At 58.4% G+C, this 17,910-nt stretch carries 12 protein-coding genes; 10 read left to right on the top strand and 2 right to left on the bottom strand.

All coding sequences use genetic code 11. From position 1 onward, the window contains the following. Positions 1-314 precede the first annotated feature (314 nt). Genes XM53_RS22590 through XM53_RS16470 form a run of 4 tightly spaced genes read left to right on the top strand, consistent with a single transcriptional unit; the run spans position 315 to position 7,277 of the window. Positions 315-2,399 carry a DEAD/DEAH box helicase gene (locus XM53_RS22590; protein WP_160321403.1) on the top strand — a complete coding sequence of 695 codons (2,085 nt, stop codon included), beginning with the start codon at positions 315-317 and terminating at the stop codon, positions 2,397-2,399. Next, a complete protein-coding gene (locus XM53_RS23110) occupies positions 2,396-3,289 on the top strand; it encodes a hypothetical protein (RefSeq protein WP_144435572.1) in 894 nt (297 codons plus the stop codon). The genes XM53_RS22590 and XM53_RS23110 overlap by 4 nt, the downstream gene beginning before the upstream one ends. Then, on the top strand, positions 3,286-6,567 hold the full coding sequence (locus XM53_RS23115) for a hypothetical protein (RefSeq protein WP_144435573.1): 3,282 nt from the start codon (positions 3,286-3,288) through the stop codon (positions 6,565-6,567). The genes XM53_RS23110 and XM53_RS23115 overlap by 4 nt, the downstream gene beginning before the upstream one ends. After that, positions 6,564-7,277, top strand: coding sequence for a hypothetical protein (locus tag XM53_RS16470; RefSeq protein ID WP_144435574.1), 714 nt, complete (start codon positions 6,564-6,566; stop codon positions 7,275-7,277). Before XM53_RS23115 ends, XM53_RS16470 begins: the two co-directional genes overlap by 4 nt. A gap of 701 nt (positions 7,278-7,978) precedes the next feature. Here XM53_RS16470 and XM53_RS16475 read toward each other — a convergent pair. Further along, positions 7,979-9,850, bottom strand: coding sequence for a sigma 54-interacting transcriptional regulator (locus tag XM53_RS16475; protein ID WP_057795312.1), 1,872 nt, complete (start codon positions 9,848-9,850; stop codon positions 7,979-7,981). A 202-nt stretch (positions 9,851-10,052) separates the two neighbouring features. Here XM53_RS16475 and XM53_RS16480 point away from each other — a divergent pair, with 202 nt between their 5' ends. The 5 genes from XM53_RS16480 to cynS are packed head-to-tail and all read left to right on the top strand — an operon-like array spanning position 10,053 to position 14,210. Further along, positions 10,053-11,441 (top strand): CmpA/NrtA family ABC transporter substrate-binding protein, encoded by a 1,389-nt coding sequence (locus tag XM53_RS16480; protein ID WP_057795287.1) that lies wholly within the window; start codon positions 10,053-10,055, stop codon positions 11,439-11,441. Positions 11,442-11,444: 3 nt separating this feature from the next. Further along, complete coding sequence (ntrB, locus tag XM53_RS16485; RefSeq protein ID WP_057795288.1) at positions 11,445-12,281, top strand: nitrate ABC transporter permease; 837 nt, start codon at positions 11,445-11,447, stop codon at positions 12,279-12,281. Between the two features lie 11 nt (positions 12,282-12,292). Continuing rightward, positions 12,293-13,213 carry an ABC transporter ATP-binding protein gene (locus XM53_RS16490; protein ID WP_057795289.1) on the top strand — a complete coding sequence of 307 codons (921 nt, stop codon included), beginning with the start codon at positions 12,293-12,295 and terminating at the stop codon, positions 13,211-13,213. A gap of 11 nt (positions 13,214-13,224) precedes the next feature. Further along, positions 13,225-13,704: a nuclear transport factor 2 family protein gene (locus XM53_RS16495; RefSeq protein WP_057795291.1), complete on the top strand. Its 480-nt coding sequence runs from the start codon at positions 13,225-13,227 to the stop codon at positions 13,702-13,704. A gap of 35 nt (positions 13,705-13,739) precedes the next feature. Continuing rightward, the gene (gene cynS, locus XM53_RS16500; protein WP_236544534.1) at positions 13,740-14,210 is read left to right on the top strand and encodes a cyanase; all 471 of its coding nucleotides are present in this window, start codon (positions 13,740-13,742) and stop codon (positions 14,208-14,210) included. Positions 14,211-14,386: 176 nt separating this feature from the next. On the opposite strand, the gene XM53_RS16505 is transcribed toward cynS, so the two are convergent. Further along, entirely contained in the window at positions 14,387-17,269 is a 2,883-nt protein-coding gene (locus tag XM53_RS16505) for a tetratricopeptide repeat protein (RefSeq protein WP_057795292.1), read from the bottom strand. A 295-nt stretch (positions 17,270-17,564) separates the two neighbouring features. On the opposite strand from XM53_RS16505, the gene XM53_RS16510 reads away from it, so the two are divergent. Continuing rightward, a partial coding sequence (locus tag XM53_RS16510; RefSeq protein WP_144435575.1) for a phage tail protein occupies positions 17,565-17,910 on the top strand: 346 nt, incomplete at its 3' end.

A 17,910-nucleotide genomic window follows, 5' to 3' on the forward strand; every position in this document is an offset into this window, starting at 1 on the left:
CACGGTGCCTACGTGCACTTTCAGAAGCCAAAGCAACTTACGATCGCCTCGCGCTGGTCAGGACTTTGGTTTGGCTAAGAGGTGGACGTATCGACCTAACTGTCGAAGGCATCGAGTTGACTGACATGGAAATCAACTCACTCGCGCGCTTCGGTCTTAAGTATTCAATAGAAAACCAGAGTGTTAGGGCTACTTCCGATGACAGGCCGTCCTGGTGGTTCGAGAACTTACACATTGACCCGCGTGATCGAAGAGCTTTGCGTCCCGGGGTACCAGACGCCGTTCTTCTGAAGCTCACCCAGAACGAAAGGTACATGAGCATCGCACAGAAAGCAGCCGTACGTGCAATGCTGACTCAACCACCAGGCTCTGGATTGCTGGCTTCAATGCCGACAGGCGCTGGCAAGAGCCTCGTATTCCAACTGGCGGCGCTGTTTGGGCGTAGATTTGAACCAGGTTCCTGTGTGGTTGTTATCACGCCAACCATTGCATTAGCCTTGGACCACGAGAGAACTCTGAAAAATTTCCCGGGTCTCGAAAACTCTCGGGCTCTAATCTCAGACCTCTCGCTATCGGAGCGACAAGACATTCTGAACGCTTTCCGCCGTGGTGAAATTCCGGTGCTATTGATGGGGCCGGAGACAGCACTGTCTCGTCAAATACAAGAAATACTGGAAGAAGCTGCGAAACCGACTTCGGTAGAATTTGGTTTAGATGCGAGGCTCACACATATTATTATCGACGAAGCTCACATCGTGGAGAGTTGGGGGCGAAGTTTTCGCCCAGATTTTCAGCGATTGCCCGGTTTGCTTCGATTAATGCGTAGAGCAAATCCGGAAACCAAACTTATTCTCCTGTCCGCGACTCTTACACCGGCGTCTCGAACCGTCCTAAAATCTGATTGGAAATTGGACGGTGATTGGTTGGAAGTTGACGCCAAAGTACCTCGTTATGAGCACGATGTTGCCATAGGCCGATTTGCTACGAGCGCTGAACGCGACGCCGCGTTCGAGTGGGTTATAGACTGCGTGCCGCGACCGGCAATTGTTTATACTTCTGAAATAGATACAGCGAAGAAATTTTTTTCTGAATTGCAACAAAGAGGTTATGAGAGGGTCGCGCTTTTCACCGGAGAAACAAAGTCTGAAGAACGCCGGTCCATTGTTAATGAATGGGCAAAGGACGAACTGGATTTGATACTAGCGACCTCAGCATTTGGGATGGGTGTAGACAAAGCGAACGTCCGATCTGTGATACATCTATGTGTGCCAGAAAGCCCTTCGCGCTGGTATCAAGAGATTGGACGAGCGTCGAGGGATGGTGGCCAAGGTGTGGCTGTTATGCTGTTTGTTTCGAAGCCTCAAGGGGATGACGATATACGGCGCGCTTTTGGTCTCGCCACCTCAGGTTGGCTCACGCGCGAGTTGGCGGAAAGTCGGTGGAGGGCGATGGCTGACACCAGTCAGCGCAACTGGATCGATGGCAAATTGCAATTAGAAGTCGATCTCGACTCAATTCGCATCGGCCTTGGACAACGGTCATCTGATCTGAATCGAGTATGGAACAGGACTCTCTTGACTCTAATGCAGAGAGCAGAGGCAATTCGTGTGCTGTCTGTTAATGGAGTTGAAACTGACGGCAAACAGATTTGGGTCATTGAGGTTGTAGACAATGAACTGATGTCGCAACCGGAGGCAGCATGGGCTCGGGTTTTTGATTTGCGCGAGAGAGAGTTAACGGATGCAAAAGCTTCTCTTACCCCGTTCGTGAGGATTGTAGAAAGGCCAGAGAAGGACTGCGTGACGCGGCTTGCCTTTGAATTAATTGAGCCGTCTAGTTGGGCGCCTCCGTGTGGCCGTTGTCCATATTGTAGAAGTAACGGGATTGCGGCTCCCAAGATTTTGACCTGCGGTGGTCTGGAAGTTGCGTGGCCAGACGCGAATGAATTCAGAACGACCCTGCCTCATGGGCCAATTATTGTCGAGCCAAGTCAATCAAGTTTGACGGCTTATTTGCCAACCTTAGTCAATCGACTTGCACAGGCGGGAATTGAGCAATTCCTGGTGCCAGATAAACAAGCCGAAAACACCGCACTTGCGCTTGCATATAGCTGCGCAGAACTGGGGTTCGTCATGGCTTACACTGACTGGAATAAGACGGCAAAGTTATCTGAAGTGCCAACTGCATTGATCCTTCCATCAAGGGCTGAAGATGTCGGTGGTTTGGTTTCAAGGTTCGTAAATTGGGCATCGGATAAACCCATGCCAGCAATCGTGGTGGGCGAGGCCCATCGGATTTCTGCGGGCCGACGTTTAGACCAATGGGTCTCGAGACATGCTCCAATTCTTGAAGTTCAACTGCCGCAGTCTGATAGGCGGCAAAAGGAGAATATGACGTGAGTGTTTTGTCGCGTCCGCAGGGGACGCCAATTCGGGTATGGTCGCTGATCTCTGGATTGAAATCCGCCGAGTCCGATGTGACGCCGGATGACTTTCTAGGCCTTCTCAACCCAGGATATAATCGTGCCGGGGTCATTGAAATCGCAAAAACTAACCTTGCGCGTGACGCTACAGGTGTCGCCAACGCATTGGGACTTGTGGAAAGAGAGAACTCTCTGGTTTGTCTCAAAGTCGCTGACATCGAAACACTCGATGACTTGAGGGATGCAGTTCACCGATCACTTCTTACGTGTCAGGAAGGAACTCCTGATGCCGTGATTTTGGATGCCTATTCCTGGCTTGTTGCCGAAAGCCATAGGCGGAAGGAACTCGATTGGATCTTGGCAACTTCTGCGGATGCCTTGGTCGATATGATGTCGGCCGGTCTTATCGGCGAGGATGAGGACGGTAGCCGTCCAATGAACACTACTAAACTACCTGCACTACGGCGCTGGTTAGAATTTATTGGTCTTGGAGTTTTTCTGCCGATTGGTAAACAGACCCCATTTTATCCAAGTGCAGCAAAGCGTATTTCGGTAGAATTTCAGCGCGAAATGAACTCGGTATCAAACCCGATGACCGGGATCGAATTTCTCGACGTGCTTTCAAATCTCTGCCCATACTTGGATCAAGGCCTTTTGTTTCGGCGAGCATGCGAAAGAATTGGATATACAGCCAATCCCAGGCAACTATCCGCAATAGCGACAGTCAGTTTGCGCGAAATTGAAGCGCAAGGCTTGATTGAGTTCAACCTAGTCGGGGACTCGAGTGATGCGATTTCCTTCGTTCATGATCCGTCTTTCAAAACAAACTCATTCAACCAAGTGAAATTGATTGGAGGGAAATCATGAGCCATCCCGAAAAACCATTTCGCCTTTGTTGGACAACTGAGCAAGCCAGTAGTGTGTTCAGGACTGAAGCTCTTGAAGGAGATGATGCAGTATTCCTTGCAACGCATACTCCAATTTCGGGTTTCGAGATTGCGGGGCGTGACGCTCAACAATTTGAAAATAATAACGAAGAAGCTGTACTTGAGACGCTGTCGGAGCCTTCCAGGCGACATGCATTCTGTGTTGTCCAAGGCGAACCTGGATCAGGCAAATCTCATTTAATTCGCTGGCTATCTGTAAACTGGCCTGGAGACAATGATCTTAAGTTACTGTTAAGAAGAGCAGACGGCAGTTTGGAAGGCGCGCTCAGCCAGTTGAGCCAGCGTTTGCCCGATGAGTTTCAAGAATTGTTTGACGGATTGGGGGTTAGGCAAAAGGCTTCGACGCAAGGGAGAGCTAATAATTTCCTTTCGACGTTGGCGAACGCGCTTGATCCTGAGCACTACGACGAAAAACTGGGAGATGAAGAGTGGTGCGCCACCCATGACCCCTCATCGCTATTGAGACACGACTATGTCCGAAAGGGATGGCAAGCGCCTCTTCGGATACTGACGCTATTGGAAGGCGGCGATGGTGAGCGAAACTCGGCATCAGCCTCTTTCGACCTTTATGACATCGCTGATCTTGGTCCTATCGCGCGTCGAGTAAAGTTGATGCTTGAGGGCCCAGGAAAAGACTTGGCCAGACGCATTGAGCACGAAGCAACTAAAATTGAAGAATATCGTGAAGCGAAATGGACGCCCTTAGAGCTGGCTTCGGAAAAATGTGCTGAATTTCCAATTTCGACAGAACTGCTTGAAGTTTTGAACCGTCGAAGAAATGACTCAATTCAAAGCGTCATAGGCGTTTCGGCACAAGGACTGAAAGTTCTTTTCCGTAAGGTTCGGCAAGAACTCCAGAAGCGCGGGCAGAGACTTGTACTGCTCCTTGAAGACATTACTAGCTGGGAAGGTCTTGATGATAGCTTAATTGATGTTCTCGTCTTCAATGCCGAGGCGAGGGGAGATGAAGCTGAAGACGATGTCTGTCCGCTGATATCTATCGTAGGCGTAACGCCGGCATACTACCAGCAATTGAAGCCAAACTACCGGCAAAGACTTACTCACGAGATCATTCTTGGAACCTCCACTGGAGGTTTGCAAGATGTGGCAATGCTCAGGCAGTCTGGGGAACGAACGGCTTTTGTATCTCGTTATCTGGCTGCCGTGAGAGCTGGGCCTGCCGCATTGAGGAGTTGGCGGCACGAATTAACCACAGCCTCGGATGTTCAGGCTCCAAACGTTTGTATCGCTTGCGAAAAACAAGAATCTTGTTTCAGCGTCTTTGGATCTTGCAATGGTGTTGGTTTATTTCCTCTCACAGAAAACTCCATCGGTAGGTTTTTTGAAGCGCTCAAAGTCGATGACAATGGCCAAAGTTGGAGAACGCCGCGGGGTATTTTGCAAGCCGTTTTGAATCCAGTCCTACAACAGGCGGACGAAATTGTAGAAGGACAGTTCCCAGGTCCGCTTATCGAGACGAGCGCAATCGAAAACAACAAGAAGTCTGATGCCGTGTTGTCGGCGCGCTTGGAGCGAGTCATCGAGGCTCAGATCGATGAAACTGAACGAGAAAGATACAAGCGATTTGTAGCGTATTGGGGAAATCCCGATAGTGCTGACCATACGACGATCGATGGCGTCATTGCGTTCGCGGGAACACCGCGTCCGCAATATGAAGCGTTTACCTTGCCTTGGGTGGATGTCGATGCGGAGCGCATAACCCATTCGGAAGCCGCTAGGTCAAGAGAAACAAGAGAATCGGCACTGCAGCAAACGGGTAAAAGCATTGCTTCACCCGTCGTTTTTGAACCTGGCACAGTTGAAAACGATCAAAAGACTGAACCCAAACGGCAAGAGACTTCTGCGATTCAGGCCGCTTCTCCTAAGGTTCAGCGTCCGCCGCGTGCCCGAAGTCAGACCCGATCTCAACGAGAGACGATGCGGGATGACCTGCGTACTTGGGCAAAGAGTGGCTCACTTTCCAATCCCAGCGCTTGGAATGACGAACTGTACTCAATTATTTCCAGAATTGACGCGCGAAAGCTCGGCCTTTCCCCATACTTGTTCAAAAGGGTGGTAACGCCCGAGATGGTGAACCTAGAAGGGACAAAGGCGGGTAAGCGCGGGTATTTTACCGTTGAGGCTAAAGACTGGGTTCGTCTGGGCTTGGAAGCTGGATTGGAATTACAATTGCAGCCAGAGATGTCTTCTGATGACCGCGCATTCTTCTTGCGAAATTTGTCGGTGATGACGAACAGGTTGGAAGAAGAGACCAAACGATACTTAAAAACTAGGTTCCCGGTGACGGTGTCTGGAGAAATCTGGTCACCGGTTTCTTCCGTGGCACAAGTAATTTTAGCTAGGTCTTGGCTTCGTGGAGTTCTCAGCCCTGAGGCTCCGTTGGTCGAGCAAATTCGGCATGTGCTCAGTGATGAAGTCGCTCCAAAGAGTGACCCTTCTTCACGTTCTAAACCTTGGCAACGATGGTTGGAAAAAACAGATCCCTGGCACGATAAGTTATGCGAAGAATTACGGTCGTTGATCGCATTATCGGAGGATGGGCGTAATGGAATGATTGATTCTGGCGAGTTGGTTGCGGCAATCACTCGAATGAATTCTTCAGGCCAAATGGATGAAGTCCCTGAATTCGAAGGTAAACTGTCAGGAACGCTCACGCCTATTGGTGCGGCCTACGATCTCGCGGAAGAGTGGAACTCCGAATGCACAAAGGTGCAGTCCATCGAGTTCCAGCAAATCCGAGATAGGTGCGAAGCATTGGCGAGGACGCTAAGAGGTCGCTCGATATCCGAGCATTTGAAGCGCACAGATCAAGTTATTTCAAGTGTGTCGATACTCCTTCCAGGCAAAGCTCATGACTTAGTCAGCGAGTGGAAACAAGACTATCATGAAGTACAGACCGCATCTCCAAACTTTGTATCACTTCAGCAGCTTATAGTTGCAATGGAAGACGAAGCTTCGCATCCAGCAGAACTACCCCAAAGGTTATCTTGGTTTGCATCGCTTCCCGCGCGAGACCTGCAAGAAATCAATGGATTGGCGCAACTTGGAGAGCGAACAGTTTTTGCGCTGCTAGAGCACGCGCGCGACACGGTCGGAGAGGGCAGCGAAGGTCGATCACTGGGTTCCTTAAGGCAAATTGGGAAAAAGTTGGTGTTGGCAGCAGGTGAAAACAGATGAAAGGTGGTGGAGGTCTTGTGAACGATAATTTGAGCCAATTGGAAGCTCTGCTGACAGAGTTGCCGACTGCTTTAGAAAATCAGAGCTTGGGAGAAGAACTGGCTCGAACTGTCCAAGTGCTGCAAACCGCCGAACAGCAGGCGCTTAGAATAGCTGCACTACTCAGTATCGTGGAGTTGCTAGACTATGACAGCGATATTCAAACCGAATACGTGGAAGACGTTCAAGACGAGGCTCGTAAAGTCGGCTTGATGTTAGAACAAGCCGAAACCGCCGAGGATTTGAAGTTAGCCTCTTCAAGATACAAGAACGAGCTAAGCTCCGCGATCTCAAATCTTGATCGTGATTTACGTCAGCATTGGAGAAATTTTGTTTTACAGGAATTTCGCCCACTAATTGATGTTGGTGAGATGCTCAGATATCTCGGGGGTCAGGACGATCTAGCGACGGAACTCACGAATTGCGGCCGGTCAGCAGACGAATTTCAGCCAAGAAGCGATACGACCACATTTCTTGAGAAGGTCAGTTCACTCGTTGCAAAGCGTGACCAATTGCAACACCGAAGGAAGGCTGCTTTTGGCGAGGGCGAGGTAGGATCTTTCATTAACGCACTCGCGGAAAATCGCGCCACACTTGATATGGTGTCAGATGAAGTGCGATCGTGGTTGGAAGAAAAGGGTAGTTTGCACCGTTTGCGGGTGACTATTTAATCGGAGTTGTTTCTCGACTTGGGCCCGATAATCGCTTGTGATATTTAGAAAATTGACCGCTGAATGATATTATGATGGTTCTTAGAACGAAATTTCTCGCGATCAAAAGCCATCTTCTGAAGCAAATGATGTTGAGGCTCTTCCCGGTGGCTGAACGGCAAAAGACTGCTTCATGGTAAGCGCCTATTACGCAGCGTCTATTCCGAGTTTCTTAATCGAAGCTGCCGAGTCAATCTTTGGTAAGATGGCCATGGGCCATCGACATAAACTGAGCAAGCACAAAAGACTGCGTGGCAACTTCAAGTCGAAATCTTAAAGGGCCAATTTGCGACGTTGAGCACTGGCCATCTCTATTTCAAGCTCTTTATACCCCGAAACCAAATTAGAGAAACGCTACATCAATGGCCTAGAAACAGGGCGCTAGACACGTAACGTCAATTCGATTCCAAGACGCGGATCATAATTATTTATCAAGGACCAGAGATTCTAAAGTTTTTGAGTTGTGGCTATATATGGGGGTACTCAGTTTTCAAAAATTGAGATAATTGCAATGATTATGCAGAACTAGGAGATGAATGACGTTCCGCCCCCGGGCACCACTTCTTCGAAAGCCACATCAAGCCCGCTCTTCCGATGCACGACGCAGGGGCATCAGGATCGACGGTGGGTTCGCCGGGCGTTTCCTGGACAGACGGGGCGGATCAGGCTGTCTCTTTCCACTCGTCCTCGGTGATACGGAAGCGGCGCAGCCGGGAATAGAGCGTCGTGGGCTGGAGACCCAGAAGCTCTGCCGCGCCGCCGGGACCTGCGACCTTGCCGCCGGCCTCGCGCAGGCAGGCCAGGATGTTGTCGCGGATCATCTGCTGCATCTCGGCCTCGGTCCGCATAGGAGTGTCGTCGCGTCCCGAGCCGGACCGTCCGGCGCCGAGCTCCAGCACGATCTTGCCGCCGCCTGACACAATGGCGGCGCGCTCCAGCACGTTGCGCAACTCTCGGATATTGCCGGGCCAGGGGTAGTCCATCAACTGGCGCATGGCCCGTTCGGTCACCTTGGGTTGCGGCAGGTTGAGGCGTCGGCAGGACACGTCGAGCAGGTGCGCGACCAGCAAAGGAAGGTCTTCCAGCCGGTCGCGCAGGGGCGTGCATTCGATCGGGAACACGTTGAGGAAGAACAGCAGATCCTCGCGCAGTTTGCCGGATTTCACCGCCTCGACGGGCGGGTCGGTCATCGCCGCGATCACGTGCACGTCAAGTTGCTTGGCGCGGGTGTCGCCCAGCCGGGTGACGCTGCGCGATTGCAAGGCGTGCAGCAGACGCCCCTGGGTGCCCAGCGGCAATTCGGAAATGTCGTCGAGAAAGAGCGTGCCGCCATGCGCCAGCTCAAGCTTGCCCGGCTTGTCGCGGATCGAGCCGGGAAACGCGCCGCGCACCTGTCCCAGCAATTCCGCCTCGACGTCCTCGGCCGAAACGCTGCCGCATTTGAAGTGGATCATCGCGCGGCGCGACCGCCCGCCGGCCTTGTGGACCGCGCTGGCGACCAGCGCTTTGCCGGTGCCGGTTTCCCCGGTGATCAGCACCGTCGCGTCGGTGGGGGCCACAAGGTCGATGCGGGCGCGGATCTGCTTGATGGCCGAAGAGGTGCCGACGATGTCGTGATGGGCGCGTTCGGAGCTGATCGCCTCCTGAAGATACGCGTTTTCCTGTTCCAGCTTGTCGCGCAGGGACCGGACCTCTTCCAGGGCCTCCTGCAGTTTGCGCTCGTTTTCCTTGCGCTCGGTGATGTCGCGGAAAATGACGACCGCCCCGACCAGGACCTGCTGGTCGTAGATCGGGGTCGAGACGTATTCGACGCGAATGGGCTTGCCGTCCTTGCGCCAGAACACCTCGCTGTCGGTACGGTTGATCTTGTCGTAGCGGAACGACTCGTAGATCTTGCATTCATGCGCGGGATAGACGTCACCATTGAGGTGGTGGTGGTGGATGATGGCGTGGATGTTGCGGCCGAGCAGGTCTTCGGCCGTCCAGCCCAGCATTTCGCGTGCGGCGCGGTTCACGAAGGTGGTCTTGCCCTCGGCGTTGACGCCATAGATGCCTTCGCCCGCGGCGTTCAGGATCAGCTGGTTCTCGCGTTCGAGCTCGGCAAAGAACCGTTCGGCGCGTTTCCATTCGGTCAGGCCGGCACGGTACATTTCCGCGGTCTCGGTCATCGCGGTGCGGCGCTCGAACGCGTCGAGGTCGCTTAGAAGCAGGAGCATGGCCCCCGGCGGATCGGTCAGCCGGCTGGCCAGGATCTCGCAGCGCACCGGGCGCCCCCGGGCCGAGACGAGGCTGAGGTCGCGGGTCCAGGAGTCGCCACGGTGATCGACCTCTTCGGCGAAGACGATGAAACGCGGCAGCGACCGGTCCAGGAGGGTGGAAAAGCGCATCGGGGGCTGATCGTCGGGGTCGAGCTCCAGCAGGCGTGCGGCGGCGTCGTTGCGCGCGACGATGGTATCGGTGGCGGTGTCGAGCACCAGCGCGGCCTTGGGTAGGACCGTCAGGAAAGAATCGATTGCGCCGTTTGCGAGTGCCATGGTCGGCAGCATAGCATCCTGCGGATATGTGAGTGACGAAATTTCGTGAATTACGAGATTTCGTGATTTCGCGTCGGCAGCGAAACCTTCTAAGTGTTTGCCGCTAATAAGAATTTCCAAACTGCTGAAATTTCGGTCGGTGACTTCTCGGAGGCGCGCTTGGTTGCGACGATGGTGCCCGGAAAGCCTGAAAGGAAAGCCGATGACGATCAAGAGCCTTGGAAATCCGTTCTCTGAAAAGACCGACCTGCGTCATGGCGCGGATTGCGGATGCAAAAGCTGCCTTGCCGGGCACGGCCACGACAGGGACCACATCGAACCCGCCGCAATGACGTCGGAGGAGATGCTGGAGCGCGCGGTCGAAAGTGCCGTCGTCCGCTCGGTCTTTGGGCAGAACGACCTTAGCCGACGATCCTTCATGGGGATGATGGGCGGCGGTACGGTGGCGGCGGCACTGGCCGCGGCGTTTCCGCTGGACAAGGCCAAGGCGGCCATCCTCGACGAGCTGGGACCGCCCGAGAAGACCGACCTGAGCATCGGCTTCGTGCCGATCACCTGCGCCACGCCGATCATCATGGCGCAGCCGATGGGCTTTTACGAGCGCTATGGCCTGAACGCCCAGGTGATCAAGACCGCGGGCTGGGCCGTGGCGCGCGACAAGTCGCTGTCGGGGGAATACGACGCCAGCCACATGCTGACGCCGATGCCGCTGGCGATGACGCTGGGCGCAGGCTCGGTGGCCGAACCCTACATCATGCCGGCGGTGGAAAACATCAACGGGCAGGCGATCGTGCTGTCCAACGACCACCTGGACAAACGCGACCCGGCACAGTGGAAGGGCTTCACCTTCGGCGTGCCGTTCGAATATTCGATGCACAACTTCCTGCTGCGCTATTACGTGGCCGAATACGGGCTGGACCCGGACGTGGATATCCAGATCCGTGTCGTTCCGCCGCCGGAGATGGTGGCCAACCTGCGGGCGGGCAACCTTGACGGCTACCTCAGCCCCGACCCGTTTAACCAGCGGGCCGTCTGGGAAGGCATCGGGTTCATCCACGTTCTGACCAAGGAGATCTGGGAGGGGCACCCCTGCTGTGCCTTCGCCGCGCCGCTGTCTTTCGCCGAAGAGTTGCCGAACACCTATGGCAACCTGCTGAAATCGATCATCGACGCGACTCAATACGCCTCCAACCCGGAGAACCGCAAGGAAATCTCGGAGGCGATTGCGCCGACCAACTATCTCAACCAGCCGGTGCCGGTGATCGAGCAGGTGCTGACCGGCACCTTCGCCGATGGCCTGGGCGAGGTGCAAAACGTCCCCGACCGCATCGATTTCGACCCGTTCCCGTGGCACTCGATGGGCGTCTGGATCCTGACGCAGATGAAGCGCTGGGGCTATATCGAGGGCGATGTGGACTACAAGACCGTGGCCGAGCAGGTGTATCTGGCCGCGGACTGCAAGAAGGTGATGAACGACCTTGGCTACGAGGCGCCGGACGTGACCTACAAGTCGCACACGATCATGGGCAAGACGTTCGACCCGGCGGACCCGGAGGCGTATGTCAAAAGCTTCCCGATCGGCAAGGGCTGAACCATGACGGGCAATCTTTCGATCAACCAGCGTGCGGCGATCCTGTCGATCCTGATGCTGATCTGCGGCCTTGTGATATGGGAGGCCGCGATCCCCGCGCAGAAGGCCGCGTCGGACCTTACGGAATACGAGCGCCTGATGGGTCTTGGGCAGGAGCGCGCGGGCGTGCCGCCGCCGTCGGACGTGCTGGCCAAGGCGTGGGAGCAACTGAGTAACCCGTTCTATGATGCGGGCCCCAACGACAAGGGCATCGGTATCCAGATCGGTTACTCGATCTACAGGGTTCTGACCGGGTATTTCCTGGCCGCGCTGGTGGCGATCCCGCTGGGCTTCCTGATCGGGATGAGCCAGGTCGCCTACAAGGCGTTCAACCCGTTCATCCAGGTGCTGCGGCCGATATCGCCGCTGGCATGGATGCCGCTGGCGTTGTTCGTGATCCAGGACTCCGAGGCCAGTGCGATCTTCGTCATCTTCATCTGCTCGATCTGGCCGATGCTGATCAATACCGCCTTCGGCGTGGCCGGGGTGCGTTCGGACTGGGTGAACGTGGCCCGGACGCATGAGCTGGGCAGTCTCAGGACCGCTTTTACGGTCATCCTGCCCGCCGCGGCGCCAACCATCATCACCGGGATGCGCATCTCGATCGGGATCGCGTGGCTGGTGATCGTCGCCGCCGAGATGCTCGTGGGTGGGACCGGCATCGGATATTACGTCTGGAACGAGTGGAACAACCTCGACCTGACCTCCGTCATCTTCTCGATCCTGATGATCGGGGTGGTGGGAATGCTGCTGGATGCCGCCTTCAGCGTGTTGCAGCGCGCCGTGGCCTACGCAGAGTAAGGAGAGACCTCATGTCAAAACCATTTCTCAGCATCGAGCGGCTGACCCAAAAGTTTCCCGACGGGCAGGGCGGCACGCTGACCGTGTTCGAAAACGCCAGCTTCGGCGTGGAAAAGGGCGAGTTCGTGTGCATCCTCGGCCACTCGGGCTGTGGCAAGTCGACGATCATGAACATCCTTGCGGGGCTGGCCGAGCCGACGTCGGGCGTGGTCAAGATGGACGGCCAGGAGGTGGCCGGCCCGTCGCTGGACCGTGGCGTGGTGTTCCAGAACTATTCGCTGCTGCCCTGGCTGTCGGCGCTAAAGAACGTGACGTTCGGCGTGAAGGCGCGATACCCGGACTGGACGAAGGACAAGGTCGAGGCACATGCCCGCGATTTCCTGGCCAAGGTGGGGCTGGAGGGCGACGTGGTGCACCGCAAGCCCAGCCAGCTGTCGGGCGGGATGCGCCAGCGGGTGTCGATTGCACGTGCGTTTGCCAACCATCCCAAGCTTTTGCTGCTGGACGAGCCCTTCGGCGCACTGGATGCGCTGACCCGCGGCACGATTCAGGATGAGCTGCTGAAGATCTGGGGCGGGACCGAGCAGACGGTGTTCATGATCACCCACGACATCGACGAGGCGATCCTGCTGGCGGACAGGATCCTGCTGATGACCAACGGGCCCTTCGCGCGGGTGGCGGAGGCCGTGGAGATCACGATCCCGCGGCCGCGCAACCGGACCGAGATCGTGGAACATCCGAATTACTATGCGATCCGCAACCACCTGGTGCAGTTTCTGGGCAAGCGGTCCAAGGAACTGGCGGGCGAGAAGGTCGAAGACGATGATATCCGCCCCGAGACCATACGGATCGACACCACGGACACGCATGAACGCGGGGCTGCCGACGAGACTCCCAAGAGCAGTCCGGTGCTGCGCGCCGTCAACGATTGAGGGCGCGCAGGATGTCACCCGAAACCGCACCGCGCCCGCCATTGCCGCCGTTCAGCCTGAACGACGCGGTCAAGAAGGTGCGCATGGCCGAGGACGCGTGGAACACCCGGACCCCCGGCAAGGTCGCGCTGGCCTACACGCCGGACACGCGCTGGCGCAACCGGGACACGTTCCTGACCGGGCGGGCCGAGGTCGAGCAATTCCTGACCGCCAAGTGGGAGAAGGAAAAAGACTATCGCCTGATCAAGGAGATCTGGGCGCATGACGGCACGCGGATCGCCGTGCGGTTCTGCTATGAGTGGCACGACGAAACCGGACAGTGGTTTCGCGCCCATGGCAACGAGAACTGGGAGTTCGATGATATGGGGTTCATGGCCGTGCGCCATGCCTCGATCAACGACGTGGCGATTGCCGAGGCGGATCGCAAATTTCGCTGGCCGCAAGGCCCGCGCCCCGCAGAGCACCCCGGGCTGACCGATCTGGGGCTGTGACCCCGTCCGGAACGACATTTACGAGGAGAGACGCAATGAAAGACACATTCGAGGTTCCCACCATGATGACCAAGGAAGACGTGACGATGATGATCCTGTCGGCCAAGAAACAGGCCGGCATGACCTGGGAGGAGATCGCGGAGAAGATCGACATGTCACCGGTCTGGACCCACTCGGCCTGTATGGGCATGAACGGGTTTCCCAAGGACAAGGCCGAGGCGCTGGCGACGGCGCTGGCCCTGCCGCAGGAAGCCGTGAGCGTTCTGGAGGAGCCGCCGACCAAGGTCTGGGAACAGTCCGTGCCAACCGATCCTTGCATCTATCGCTTTTACGAGATCGTGGGTGTCTATGGCCCCACGCTCAAGGCGCTAATCGAGGAGAAGTTCGGCACGGGCATCATGTCGGCGATCGATTTCGACATGCAGGTGCACAAGGTGGAAAACCCCAAGGGCGACCGTGTGAAGATCGAAATGTCGGGCAAGTTCCTGGCCTATAACAACTGGTAAGGCGCGGGGCCGCCCGAAAGGTGCGGCCCACATGGACAAATCGGACAGGCCCTTGTTCGGGCAAGGGCCTGTTTCATAGGCGTCGCCCTTGAACACTTGATCGCCTTCGTCAGGTGCGCCGGGCAGGGGGCGGGCTATTTATGGCGTGCGCCTCCGTGGCGTCGCAGGCACGGGTCTCAGGCGATGGTGGCGGGCTTGCGTCCGTCCCTCTCCGGCAGGTCCGCCAGCCCCAGAAGGCTGTCGCGCACGGTCTTGCCGAGAGCGCGGTCCTGGGCGTTCCAGTAGACGGCGGTTTTCTTGTAGGGCAGGCGGATATGGGGCTCGATATGGCGGCGCAGCGTTTCGCCGTCGATCAGGGTCAGGGTGCGGGCGGCCTCGGACCCGTCGGCGTCGCGCAGGAAAACGGCGGCGGCGCGGGTCAGCATCCCGGGGCCGGACTTGAACCAGGCGCCGTCCGAATCCCGCGCCAGGAGCGCCTGCACCGTCATCTGCAAGGCGATCCGCAGGATCGGGTTGCCCGGTGGCGCAAGCAGGGTGTTGTTCGCAATGGCGCCGATCGGTTCGCGGCTGACCACCAGCCCCGCGCCCAGATCGGCAAGCTCCGCGATATCGCCCACGCGCCGGTCGTCGGCGTCGCTGTAGATCCCGCCGAATCTGTAGATCAGGCAAAGCCGCAGCAGGTCGCTTTCCTCGGTCACGTGGCGGGCCCTTTGAAAGGCGGTGACCACGCGGGCGCCGAACTGGCGGCGCAGCATCGTGATCGCACGGGTGCGGTTCATCAGCACATGCTCGAACCCGGGCACGTTCCGCCATCCGGCGATCAGGCCGGCGATGTCGTCGGGCGGCGTTGCCTTGTCCCAGTACTGGAAGATGCGGCGCGGCACGGGCGTCTCGCGCCGCTTCAGGGCGAAGCCGTCCTGGTCCGCCCAGGTGTCGATAATGCGTTTGGCCGGGTAGTAATATTGATCCGCAAGGCGGGCCCGGACCTCTTCAGGCGTGGCGCCTTCGCGAATGGCCTTGGCTTCGAGCGTGCGAAAGACGTGCAGGTCGGTCAGCATCCGGCCTTGCAGGCCGGTGGTGAAATGCGCAGCGACCCGGCCGCTGCTGCCGGGGTCGTTGCGGATGCCGTTCTGGATCGCAAGCGCCCGGTCCAGATCGCCACAGGACAGGCAAAGATCCAGAAGTTGCCGCGGATGCAGCCCCGGCAGGCCCAGATCGCGCCGCCGGAGCGCGCGGTCCAGCACAGTGCGATCGGCGCCCGCGCCGTGCAGCAGCGCCAACCGGTGCGCCTCGGTATCGGTGCCGGGGTGGTCGGTCTCCAGCCGGTCGAGGCAGTCATGCCCGGCGGTGAAATTCCGCGCCGCGACGCAGGCATGGACAAACACGGTCACAAGGGCCGGATGCGCGGGCCATGTCCTGAGTGCGAAGCGCAGGTAGCGCATCGCCAGCGCCGGTTTGCCCGTGTCGATCAGCAGCCGGCCCAGCACGATCGCCCGATCAGGCGTGGCGTCGCGGTCCTGGGGCGCGCGGGCGAAGTCAATTGCGGCGTCCGGCCCATCGCAGAGCGCGACGACCTCGGCCCTGAGCGCGCACCGCTGTTGCGGCGGCACCCGGGGCAGAAGGCCGCGCGTGATCCGGTGCAGGCTGTCGCGGTCTGCGGTGATATGCGCCAGCCGGAGCCAGCGGCGGGCAAGGGCAGCCGACATCGAACCGCGCCGGCCGCTGAGGTCGATCAGGTGGCGCGTGACGTCCGGCAGCGCCTGCCTTTCGGCGAGGTTGAGCATCTGTTCGATCTGCGGATCGTCCAGGGGCGCGTCGCTTTCGATCAGGGCGCGCAGGTGCGGTGCGACCTGCGGGGCGCGACCGGCATGGACCAGCGCCTCGCACAGGGCGAGTGTCACGGCGGCATCGGGCCCGCCGCTTGCCTCTGCCGCGGCGTTCAGGTGGGTCAGCATCCGGTCGTGATCGCCCGCCTTGCGCGACAGCTCTGCCAGGCCCATCAGCGCCGCGCGGCGGGTGTCCATCGGCTGCGCGGCCTGTTCGAACGCCTGACGCGCCGCATCAAGGTTGCCCGACGCCACATGCGCGCGGGCCAGGGCAAGGTCGAGCGGGCCGGCAGCATCCCCGTCGGCCCGCGTGGCCTTGAGCGCGGCCGCGGCCTCGGAGGCGCGGCCCATGGCAATCAGAAGCTCGGCGCGGCGCATGTGAATCGCATCGGGGGCGTCCGTCGCTTGCGCGATGGCGGTGTCACAGACCTTCAGCGCCACGTCCATCGCGCCTTGCTGGCGCAAGATCGCGACGCTGCCCTGCACGGCGCCGGGATGGTCGGGCGCGGTGTCCAGCACGGCGGCAAAGCTTTGCAGGGCCGCGTCGAGCTGTCCCAGCTGCCGCTGCATCCATGCCAATTGGATTAGAACCTGGTCCGACCGGTTGCCGCGCGACACCTCGCCGGCCAAAAGCGCGGCGGCCTCGGACGTGCGGCCCAGCTGATCGAGCGCGCGGGCGCGCCGGATCGAAAGCTGGCGCGCCGCGGCGTCATCCTGGGGCCGGGGGCCGTCGCACAGCGCCAGCGCCGCGTCGGCGTCACCGCGGGCCAGGGAGATGTCGATCAGTCCGCGCCGGGCACCGGGGTGGTCGGGCGCCTGCGACAGCACCTGCCGAAAGAGAGGCTCTGCGCGATCCGCCATGCCGTCCCTTGCCAGCAGAGTGGCGAAAAGCACGGTGGCGGGCATGTCCTCGGCGGCATCGTCGTGCAGCGCCCCGAGCATACGCAGCGCCTGCTCGGTCTGTCCCAGCCGGTCGAGCGCCGTGGCCTGCCGTGTCGTCGTCATGGCGCGCATGGCGGGAAACGCGTCGGCGGTGCGCTGCGCCAGGTCGAGCGCCTCGGCGTTCAGACCCGCGTCCAGCAGCCGGTCGATGCGAAACCGGTGCGCCGGCATGAAATCGGGATGGTGCTGCAGGATGGACGCCAAAAGGTGGGACGCGGCGGTCTCGTGCCCGCCCGCGTCGAGCGCACGCAGATCGGCCATCAGGGCACCGGGCGTCTTGTATTGTGTCATGGTCGGGTCACGGCGTTTGGGGCCTTGGAAGACAGCTTGAGACTGCGGTCAATGCTTAGCACGCACGCCCCGGCCTTGGGAAACGGGATCGTCCGCGGCGCGGCGGAGAATGGCAAGGGCGGGCGCTGTGGTGTTTCGGGTCCCTCGCTGCGTTTGCAAGCGGCAAAGCGGTGGCCGTCTCGGTCAAAATTTTTTCGTGTTCTTGAGAAGAAAGAGTCACACTGCGGGAAAAACTTGGTTAGGATCAACCAAAGCGGGCATTTCCCCGTAGACGTATTTCAAAAGGATGCATTGCATGTCAGAGCCTTTCATCGCGCAAATCGTGTTGTTCGGAGGCAATTTCGCGCCACGGGGATGGGCGTTTTGTGACGGCCAGCTTTTGCCCATCAACCAGAACCAGGCGCTTTTCTCGCTCGTGGGCACGACCTATGGCGGTGACGGACGCACCACTTTCGCGTTGCCGGACCTGCGCGGCCGCGCGCCGCTGGGGCCACGGCAGGGGCCGGGCCTGACTTTTCGCCGCGAAGGGGAACGCGGCGGCACGGAAAGGGTGACGCTGACGCAGTTGGAGATGCCGAACCACAGCCACGCGGCCAACGTGGAGACGACCGCCAATATGCTGGCGGAATCGCGTCCGGGGA

The sequence above is a fragment of the Roseovarius atlanticus genome (assembly GCF_001441615.1).
GTDB classification, from domain to species: domain Bacteria; phylum Pseudomonadota; class Alphaproteobacteria; order Rhodobacterales; family Rhodobacteraceae; genus Roseovarius; species Roseovarius atlanticus.